The following is a 9,579-nucleotide window of genomic DNA, read 5'->3' as shown; positions in this document are numbered from 1 at the left end:
ACAATATTTTGCGCCGCGAACAGATGTTTTGTGTCTTCCAGTACGACAAGGCGATCTTTTTTGATGGCTGGCGAGGTTGAAAGCAGATCGGCGACCTGGACCTGGTTATTTTTCATGGCGCTGAGCGTCAGCGGCCCGCCGACATCCAGCACTTTAAAACTCTTAAAGTTCAGCCCGTACACGTCGCGCAGGCCGGAGAGCCCCTCATGGCGGGTTTTCCATTCCGCCGGGCCGCCCAGCACCAGCTGGCTGGCAACAGGCTGTAAATCGGCGATGGTTTTCAGTTTATATTTATCGGCGGTTTTCTGCGTCACGGCCAGAACGTCGATATCCTGAGCCTGGGAGATCTGCAGCATTTTAACTTTCTCCGGCAGCTTAGCGGCCAGCTCTCTGGCGACGTCCTCACTACCGTGTGCCGCATTTTTCGCATCCAGATAGCTCAACAGCGCGCCGCTGTATTCCGGGATCAGCGTGATGGAGCCGTCAAGCAGCGCCGGGATATACACTTCGCGGCTGCCGATGTTCAGCTTTTTCTCCACCGGGATGTTTTGCGCTTCTAACGCACCCGCATAAATGGTGCCCAGCAGTTGGCTTTCCGGGAAGTCTGCAGAACCGACAATGACTTTCGGCGCGGCCCAGGCCGATGAGGTCGCCGACAGCAGCAGCGCTGAACACAGCGTCAAAATACGTTTTTTCATATTCATTGAGGTATCCTTTTGAGCAGTGGAATGAGGTTATGGGTTTTTAATACGCCGGGTAATACCGGGTGAAACGACTCTTTTTTGCGAGAAAGAGAACAAGCAGTCGATCAGTAAAGCCAGTAGCGCCACCAGCATGGCGCCGGCGATCATCTGGCTGAAATCGTTCGCCGCGCGTCCGTCAATAATCAGACGTCCGAATCCCCCCAGCGAGACATAGGCTGCGATGGTGGCGGTGGAAATAATCTGCAACGTGGCGCTGCGCACGCCGGAGAGGATCAGCGGAAGCGCGCAGGGCAACTCCACCTGTAGCAGGATCTGCAGCCGCGTCATCCCCATGCCGCGAGCGGCATCAAGGACATAGGGATCGAGCGCGCGAATACCCGCATGCACACCCAGCGCAATCGGCGGGAGCGCCAGCGCCACCAGCACCAGAATACAGGGCAGAATAAAGGCCATATCGGACTCAAACTCGCCGGAAAGTAAAATCACCAGCAGAATAATCAGCCCAAATGAGGGCAGGGAGCGCAGGGCGTTGGTGGTACCGATGAGCAGGCCTTCCCCTTTACCGGTATGGCCGGTGTAGCAGCCGACGGGAAACGCGATGATCAAGGCGATCGCCAGAGCGACAACGCTATAGCTGATGTGCTGCGCCAGAAGGGGGAAAATGCCGCCCTCAGCAAACCAGTGGGTGGGATCCATAAACCAGGTAAGCATAATTATCCTCTCTGAGGTTGCCAGCGGCTGAGTTGACGAGTGACGTAAACCACCAGCATATCCAGCAGCAGCGCCAGAATGATGCTGAGCGCGATCCCGGCGATGATGGGCGTCAGAAATTGCAGCTGGAAGCCCAGGGTAAACAGCGAGCCGAGCTGCGGTGCGCCGATTAATGCCGCGACGGAAACGATACTGACGTTAGACACCACGGCAACGCGCAGGCCGGAACCAATCACCGGCACGGCCAGCGGCAGGTCGATCTGGAAAAACTGCTGGGCGGGTTTATACCCGAGCGCTGCCGCGGACTGACGGGTATCGGCCGATACGGAGTCCAGCCCGTCGCAGACGGTGCGAACCAGTAGCGCAAAGCTGTAGATGGTCAGTGCCACCACAACATTAATGGGGTCCAGAATCTGCGTGTGGAGCAGCTGGGGCAGCAGCACAAACAGCGCCAGGGAGGGAATGGTATAGAGTAGGCCAAACAGGTTAACGATCGCCGACTTGACCGATGGCAGGTGGTGAATGCCCCAGCCGACAGGGATCGCCAGAATTAACCCTATCACTACCGGCACAATTGCGAGATAGCTGTGCCAGATAAACAGGTTGAAGATTTTATCGCTCTGCGCCCATAGCCAATCGAATCTCATGCTCCCTCCTGGCGCGTGGATTTACACATGTCGAGTACTTGATCGAGGTGGATGGTCCCCTGCGGGATTTGCCGTTCATCGACGATCACGGCCCGGTAGTTGGGCGAGCTCAGCGCAGCGTCCAGCAAATGGCGTAACGGGCTCCCCTGCTGGTGGAACGTCGCCCCCAGATTGATGTTGTCGAGGGTAATCGCTGTTGCCGGCTGATGGGTGTCGAACCAGCCAAACGCTTTGCCGTTTTGGGTAACCAGCAGCCAGCGGTCGATGGCCATCTCTCTGGCCTGCTCGAAGGAACAGTCCAGCTCGGCATAGGGCTCGTTGCGTAACCCGGTTTCTGTGTTAGCGGCGTGGAAACTCAGTTTGCGATAGCCTCTGTCTTTGCCGATAAAGTCCGCCACAAAGGCGTTTTGCGGTGTATTGAGCAGTTTGCCTGGGGAGGCCATCTGCGCCAGCTTGCCGCCAGGTTTAAGTACCGCGACCAGGTCGCCGAGCTTCATGGCTTCATCAATATCGTGAGTGACCATAATGATGGTTTTGCTCACCTCTTTCTGAATACGCAAAAACTCTTCCTGCAGCTGTTCGCGGACCACCGGGTCGACCGCGCTGAACGGTTCGTCCATCAACATAAACTCCGGGTCTGCCGCCAGGGCACGGGCAACGCCCACGCGCTGCTGCTGGCCTCCGGAAAGCTGCCAGGGGAAGCGTTTGGCGATTTGCGGATCCAGACCGACAACTTCCAGTAATTCCCCGGCTCTGGCTCTGGCTTTACTTTTGGCGGCGCCGTTGAGAATCGCGGTGGTGGCAATGTTGTCGATAATGTTTTTGTGGGGGAATAAACCTGCATTTTGAATGACATAGCCAATACGGCGGCGCAGTTGCACGATATCCATTTGCTCGGTGGCTTCGCCGTTAAGCAGGATCCGGCCCGATGACGGTTCCACTAAACGGTTAATCATCCGCAATGAGGTGGTTTTTCCACAGCCCGAAGGGCCGACAAATACCGTAATTTTGCCACCCGGCGCTACCAGGCTAAGGCCATCTACTACGACCGAACCGTTGTCGTAGTGCTTAGTCACATTCTGGAAGGTAATCATCTTCACGCCTCTGATTGTTGTGTGTGGTGTTCCCGAATGCAGGGGAGTCACGCGACAAAATGCTGCTATGTATAATCTTGTATGTACAACTAGCAAAACTTGTGCCACTGCCAGAGGAATACGCAATGATATGATTTTTTAGTGATTTTAAAACAATTACTTAGAGTATATTTTCGTTATCTGGTACTGCCGTCTATGGCGAGATAAGAGGTCATGGCGAGATAGAAAATGCACTGGTGTTATCTTTTTGTGATGTTTTAGTGCACAAAAATAAGGCGAAGAGCTGTATTTTTGCACCACAATGGCCCATCATCACGGTGTCTTCACGAGTGTATAGCGCATTATGTCCTTCTGTTTTTATGTTAATTTATTGAATTTTATTGGTTTTATAAATTAATTGCTAACCTGGCATCCAAAATGCTTATCATGTATATACAATTAAGATGTAAATAACAAAACTAACAATTAATTAACATATGGCAGGTAACGGATAAGAAGGTAAAGCGCATGAGTAAACAAGCAACCCGTTTTCGCGATGTTGAAATCAGAGCCCCGCGAGGCACTAAGCTGAACGCAAAAAGTTGGTTCACAGAGGCGCCGCTGCGCATGCTGATGAACAACCTGGATCCTGATGTCGCCGAAAATCCAAAAGAGCTGGTGGTGTACGGCGGTATTGGCCGGGCGGCCCGTAACTGGGAATGCTACGACAAGATCGTGGAGACGCTGAAGCAGCTCAATGATGATGAAACGCTGCTGATCCAGTCCGGCAAACCGGTGGGGGTTTTCAAAACCCACGACAACGCCCCGCGGGTGCTGATCGCCAACTCCAACCTCGTACCGCACTGGGCAAACTGGGAGCACTTCAATGAGCTTGATGCACAAGGTCTGGCGATGTACGGGCAAATGACGGCCGGCTCATGGATCTACATTGGCAGCCAGGGCATTGTTCAGGGCACTTACGAAACGTTTGTGGAAGCCGGGCGCCAGCACTATAACGGTAGCCTGCGTGGACGCTGGGTGCTGACTGCGGGCCTGGGGGGGATGGGCGGCGCCCAGCCGCTAGCCGCAACCCTGGCGGGAGCCTGTTCGCTGAATATTGAATGCCAGCAGTCGCGTATCGACTTCCGTCTGCGTACCGGCTATGTCGATGAGCAGGCGAGCGACCTGGATGACGCCCTGACCCGCATCGCCCGCTATACCGCAAAAGGAGAAGCGGTATCCATTGCGCTGCATGGCAACGCGGCGGAAATTTTACCGGAGCTGGTAAGACGCGGCGTGCGCCCGGATATGGTGACCGACCAGACCAGCGCACACGATCCTCTCAACGGTTATCTGCCGCAGGGCATGAGCTGGGAAGACTACCGCGCTCGCGCACAGTCCCATCCGGTGGAGACGATCCACGCGGCAAAATCCTCAATGGCCGAACACGTTAAAGCCATGCTCGCCTTCAGGCAGCAGGGCATTCCCACCTTCGATTACGGCAACAACATCCGCCAGATGGCGAAAGAGATGGGTGTGGAAAACGCTTTTGACTTCCCAGGCTTTGTTCCCGCCTATATTCGTCCGCTGTTCTGCCGGGGTATTGGCCCATTCCGCTGGGCGGCGCTTTCCGGCGATCCGCAGGATATCTACCGCACCGACGCGAAAGTCAAAGAGCTTATCCCCGACGACGAACACCTCCACCACTGGCTGGATATGGCCAGAGAGCGCATCAGCTTCCAGGGGCTACCGGCCCGGATCTGCTGGGTCGGACTGGGGCAGCGCGCCCGTCTGGGCCTGGCGTTTAACGAAATGGTCCGCAGCGGCGAGCTGTCGGCGCCGGTAGTGATTGGCCGCGATCATCTTGACTCCGGCTCCGTTGCCAGCCCTAACCGCGAAACGGAAGCGATGCAGGACGGCTCCGACGCGGTGTCCGATTGGCCGTTGCTGAACGCGCTGCTGAATACCGCCAGTGGAGCGACCTGGGTTTCCCTGCACCATGGCGGCGGCGTAGGGATGGGCTTCTCCCAGCACTCCGGCGTCGTCATTGTATGCGACGGCAGCGATGAAGCGGCGGAGCGCATCGCCCGGGTGCTGAGCAACGACCCGGCCACCGGCGTGATGCGCCATGCGGATGCAGGTTATGACATCGCGATTGAATGCGCCAGAGAGCAAGGACTCAACTTGCCAATGATTGCGGACTAATTTCTCCGGCGAAGGGGGCAATGTATCCCCTTCGCCTCACCGGAGTGCTGCCATGAATAATAACAACACAACATACATCGAAACACGTTCTATTGAACCCATCCCTGACGGTGAACGCCACGGTAGTATTTTTAGCCAGTTCACCCTGTGGCTGGGGGCTAACCTGCAAATCACCGCCATGGTCACAGGCGCATTAACTATTGTATTCGGCGGGGATGTTTTCTGGTCGCTGGCCGGTCTTATGCTGGGGCAGATTGCCGGTGGGATTGTGATGGCATTGCATGCCGCGCAAGGGCCGCAGCTGGGGATACCACAGATGATCAGCAGCCGGGTACAGTTCGGCGTCTACGGCGCCTGCCTGCCGATTCTGCTGGTCTGCCTGATGTACCTTGGCTTTATCGCCACCGGGGCGGTGCTGTCCGGCCAGGCGATCTCAGCGGTTTTCCATACTACGGAAACCAGCGGCATTCTGCTTTTTGCTGCCGCCACGCTGGTTATCGCCTATGTCGGCTATCGTTTGATCCACCTGCTGGGTAAGCTGGCGAGCCTGGTGGGGATTATCGCGTTTATCTACCTGCTGTGGAAAATCAGTGCCTTTCCGGCTATTGGCGACCTGCTGAGTATCCGACCCTTTAGCTGGAGTACGTTTTTAACCGCCACCGGCCTTGCGGCTTCCTGGCAGATCACCTTTGGCCCCTATGTTGCCGATTATTCCCGCTATCTGCCGCGCAGCACCTCTCCCGGGAAGGTCTTTTTCGCCGTCGGGAGCGGTTCGGTGATTGGCGCGCAAATCGCCATGACCGTCGGGGTGCTGGCTGCCGCTCTCTCTCAGGGAAAACTGGTCGGTCATGAGGTGGACTATATCGTCGGCCTGGGCGGCACCGGCGCGATTGCCACGCTGTTATATCTGAGCATCGCGTTTGGTAAACTGACGATCAATACCCTGAATGCCTACGGCAGCCTGATGTGCCTGGCGACGGTGTACAGCTGCGGGAAGCAGCGAGTACGCGTAAGCCAGTCGGTACGTCTGCTGGTGCTGGCGATGATTATTACCCTGGCGACCGCCATCGCGATTATCGGGCAACACTCTTTCCTGTCGGCTTTTAAATCCTTCCTGTTGTTCCTGTTGACTTTCTTTACACCGTGGAGCGCGATTAACCTGGTGGATTACTATTTCTTCAACCATCAGGCGATAGACATGGAGGCGCTGAACGATCCGAACGGGAAATATCGGGCGTGGAATGTGACGGGGCTCGGGGTTTATCTCGTTGGAGTGGCGGTACAGACGCCGTTTATTGATAGTGGATTCTATTCCGGCCCATTCGTGAAGATGCTTGGCGGTATCGATATCTCCTGGCTCATTGGGCTGGCGCTACCGGCGGGGCTCTACTATGTCCTGCGCAAAGCGCAGTCCGCAGCGGCGGCTGGCGCCGCCATCAGTCGTTAAAGGAGAGCGCCATGTATACCCTTTGGCACCACTGCCGGATCGCCACCATGGCCGCAGGGCATTATCAGTTGCTTGACGATGGCGCGATGCTGACCGACGGCGCAGTGCTGTTATGGGTCGGGAGCCGGGCTGAATTGCCGGACTTACCCGTTGCGCAGCGGGTGGATTTGCGGGGCAGGGTGGTTACGCCGGGACTGGTGGATTGTCATAGCCACGCGGTGTTTGGCGGCGACCGGGCCCGGGAATTTGAAATGCGTCTCAACGGGGCGAGCTATGCGGAGATCGCGGCTGGCGGCGGCGGGATCGCCAGTACAGTCAACGCCACGCGACAGGCCAGCGAAAGCCAGTTGCTGGAGAGCGCGCGGCAGCGTATCCGGGAGCTGTGCCGGGACGGCGTAACGGCGCTGGAGATCAAATCCGGCTACGGCCTGGATCTGGCTAACGAACGTAAAATGCTGCGGGTGATCCGCCGTTTAGGCGACATATTGCCGCTGACCGTGCGCAGTACCTGCCTGGCGGCCCATGCGGTGCCCGTCGAGTATCAGGAGCGGGCGGATGCCTGGATTGACTATATTTGCGAACGACTGCTGCCGGAACTGCATCAGGAAGGGCTGGTGGATGCGGTGGATGCGTTCTGCGAACACCTGGCATTTTCGCCCTCGCAAGTGGAGCGGGTCTTTCAGAAGGCCCGGGAACTGGGGCTGCCAGTGAAGCTCCATGCAGAACAGCTAACGCTACAGCATGGGGCGGCGTTGGCCGCTCGCTACCATGCGCTGTCGGCGGATCATCTGGAATATTTGTGCGAAGAAGATATCGCCGCAATGGCACGCCATGGGACGGTGGCGGTGCTGCTGCCGGGCGCCTATTACTTCCTGCGTGAGAAACAGCTACCGCCGCTGGAACTGCTGCGTCAGTACCGGGTGCCGATTGCCCTCGCCAGCGATTTAAACCCCGGCACCTCGCCGGTGTTGTCCCTGCGTCTGATGATGAATATGGCCTGTACGCTATTCCGCATGACGCCGGAAGAGGCGTTGGCTGGCGTAACGCTTAACGGCGCGAAGGCGCTGGGGCTGGATACCGTTTGCGGTTCTCTGGAAGCCGGAAAAGAGGCCAGCTTCGTGGCGTGGGATATCGCTCATCCGGCGGAGCTAAGCTACTGGCTGGGAGGCTCCCTTTCGAAACAGGTGATTTATCAAGGTAAGGAGGTTTATTGTGATTAAGGCGTTTGATTTGCGGCAGGGGAACCTGCCGCTGCTGGTCAGTATGCCCCACCCGGGAACGTTATTAACCCCCGAAGTCGCCCAGGGGCTCACGCCGAGGGCGAAGCGTCTGGAAGATACCGACTGGCATATTCCCTTGCTCTATCAGACCATCGCGGACATGGGGGCCAGCACGTTATGCGCCCGCTATTCCCGCTATGTGGTGGATATTAATCGCCCGGCGGATGATAAACCGCTTTACAGCACGGCGACAACCGGGCTGTTTACCGATATCTTTTTTGACGGCGAAGCCCTGTTCGTGCCGGGCGGTGCGCCTGACGCGGCGGCGAAGGACGCGATCCTAAAACAGGTCTGGCAGCCTTATCACCAGGCGCTTGCCGCTGAACTGGCACGCCTGCGTGAGAAATTTGGCTATGCGCTGTTGTGGGATGCGCACTCGATCAAATCCGTGGTGCCGCGCTTGTTTGAAGGGCGCCTGCCGGATCTGAACTTTGGTACGGCGGACGGCGCCAGCTGTTCGACGCAGCTCAGCCAGGCGCTGCTGGCAAGCTGCAATGCGTTCCCGCAGTATAGCCGGATACTCAATGGCCGCTTTAAAGGCGGATATATCACCCGTCACTATGGCGATCCCGCCAACCATATTCATGCTGTTCAGCTAGAAATGGCCCAGTGCTGCTATATGGATGAGGAGAGCTTTGCTTATCTTCCGGAGAAAGGGCAGCAGGCGCAACAACTGCTGGAGAGGGTGATTAATACTGCGTTGCAGTGGGGGCGAGAGCAGTACGGCGAGCCCGGAGTGTGAACCCGTATATTAAAAAGCTGAAGACACAGGCATCCGAAAAGTCTGTAAAACAGCCGAAGGCGATAAGAAAGGTCAAATAAAGCGACGCCTTACCGCCTGCCTGGCTTCTTCTGAAGAGAGGGGGAATGCGGGCCGTTAGCGGAACCCCCTTTTATCTCCGTCTTTCAGGGCGGGGATCCTGCTTCAGCATTAACGCTATGCGATCGTTGTGTCAGCACTTTCACCTGCATGGGCCACTGTAATTGATGATATTGCTCCAGAAAAGCAGGATGGCGGAATGAGTCTGCTTTCAACACAAGCATTCTCTGGTCATGAGTTTTATAAATTACAATCCAAAGTAACCAAATCGCTTACTGAGGGAAAGTATAAGACTCCTGCCATATTTAAAACCGTTCCTGGATCGAGATTCAGAACTGAGGAACAGAAAAATGTAACGAGCTTTATCCATTTATTCAGGAAAAGATCCCACACCTGTTCAGTGAATCTCTTTTATATTTCAGGATTTGCACGTAACTTATTCGACAGTGAGTCGGTGCGTTACCGCCTTGCTCCCGGGGATGCAATTGCATTCGATAAAGACGTATTAATCAGATAAGTTAGCTCATACGCTCGGGAAATATGGCGCAGCATCCCGACTCTCCAACCGCCAGCAAATTCCTGTCTGACGACTCAAGCAATCCTCGAACCGGCTTATATGCCGGTTTTTTTAAGCTAATTTTCTGGATCCCTGCTTATGTTGAGAGTGTATGTCTATACTGCATGAAAACGCA

General features: G+C 56.1%; 9 protein-coding genes. 5 read left to right on the top strand and 4 right to left on the bottom strand.

Features of this window, described 5'->3' with window-relative positions:
• From HMPREF1144_RS12600 to HMPREF1144_RS12585, 4 genes are all read right to left on the bottom strand, one after another.
• Positions 1–704 (bottom strand): ABC transporter substrate-binding protein (locus HMPREF1144_RS12600; RefSeq protein ID WP_009652931.1); only part of this gene is annotated, 704 nt, incomplete at its 3' end.
• A 30-nt stretch (positions 705–734) separates the two neighbouring features.
• Positions 735–1,415, bottom strand: coding sequence for an ABC transporter permease (locus HMPREF1144_RS12595; protein WP_009652932.1), 681 nt, complete (start codon positions 1,413–1,415; stop codon positions 735–737).
• Positions 1,416–1,417: 2 nt separating this feature from the next.
• Positions 1,418–2,062: an ABC transporter permease gene (locus tag HMPREF1144_RS12590; RefSeq protein ID WP_009652946.1), complete on the bottom strand. Its 645-nt coding sequence runs from the start codon at positions 2,060–2,062 to the stop codon at positions 1,418–1,420.
• Positions 2,059–3,156 carry an ABC transporter ATP-binding protein gene (locus tag HMPREF1144_RS12585; RefSeq protein ID WP_004848028.1) on the bottom strand — a complete coding sequence of 366 codons (1,098 nt, stop codon included), beginning with the start codon at positions 3,154–3,156 and terminating at the stop codon, positions 2,059–2,061. The genes HMPREF1144_RS12590 and HMPREF1144_RS12585 overlap by 4 nt, the downstream gene beginning before the upstream one ends.
• 507 nt (positions 3,157–3,663) lie before the next feature.
• On the opposite strand from HMPREF1144_RS12585, the gene hutU reads away from it, so the two are divergent.
• The 5 genes from hutU to HMPREF1144_RS12560 all read left to right on the top strand — a co-directional run bounded on the left by hutU (position 3,664) and on the right by HMPREF1144_RS12560 (position 9,404).
• A complete protein-coding gene (gene hutU, locus HMPREF1144_RS33635; protein ID WP_004848030.1) occupies positions 3,664–5,340 on the top strand; it encodes a urocanate hydratase in 1,677 nt (558 codons plus the stop codon).
• Positions 5,341–5,392: 52 nt separating this feature from the next.
• A complete protein-coding gene (locus HMPREF1144_RS12575; RefSeq protein WP_009652942.1) occupies positions 5,393–6,787 on the top strand; it encodes a purine-cytosine permease family protein in 1,395 nt (464 codons plus the stop codon).
• An 11-nt stretch (positions 6,788–6,798) separates the two neighbouring features.
• A complete protein-coding gene (gene hutI / locus HMPREF1144_RS12570; RefSeq protein ID WP_009652939.1) occupies positions 6,799–8,007 on the top strand; it encodes an imidazolonepropionase in 1,209 nt (402 codons plus the stop codon).
• Positions 8,000–8,809 (top strand): N-formylglutamate deformylase, encoded by an 810-nt coding sequence (gene hutG / locus HMPREF1144_RS12565; RefSeq protein ID WP_009652944.1) that lies wholly within the window; start codon positions 8,000–8,002, stop codon positions 8,807–8,809. The genes hutI and hutG overlap by 8 nt, the downstream gene beginning before the upstream one ends.
• 208 nt (positions 8,810–9,017) lie before the next feature.
• Positions 9,018–9,404 carry a hypothetical protein gene (locus HMPREF1144_RS12560; RefSeq protein WP_154925573.1) on the top strand — a complete coding sequence of 129 codons (387 nt, stop codon included), beginning with the start codon at positions 9,018–9,020 and terminating at the stop codon, positions 9,402–9,404.
• The last annotated feature ends 175 nt before the right edge of the window (positions 9,405–9,579 follow it).

Source organism: Klebsiella sp. OBRC7 (genome assembly GCF_000293135.1).
Taxonomy (GTDB): domain Bacteria; phylum Pseudomonadota; class Gammaproteobacteria; order Enterobacterales; family Enterobacteriaceae; genus Klebsiella; species Klebsiella michiganensis.
The sequence above is the reverse complement of the archived record's forward strand: the minus strand, read 5'-3'. Positions and strand labels throughout refer to the sequence as shown.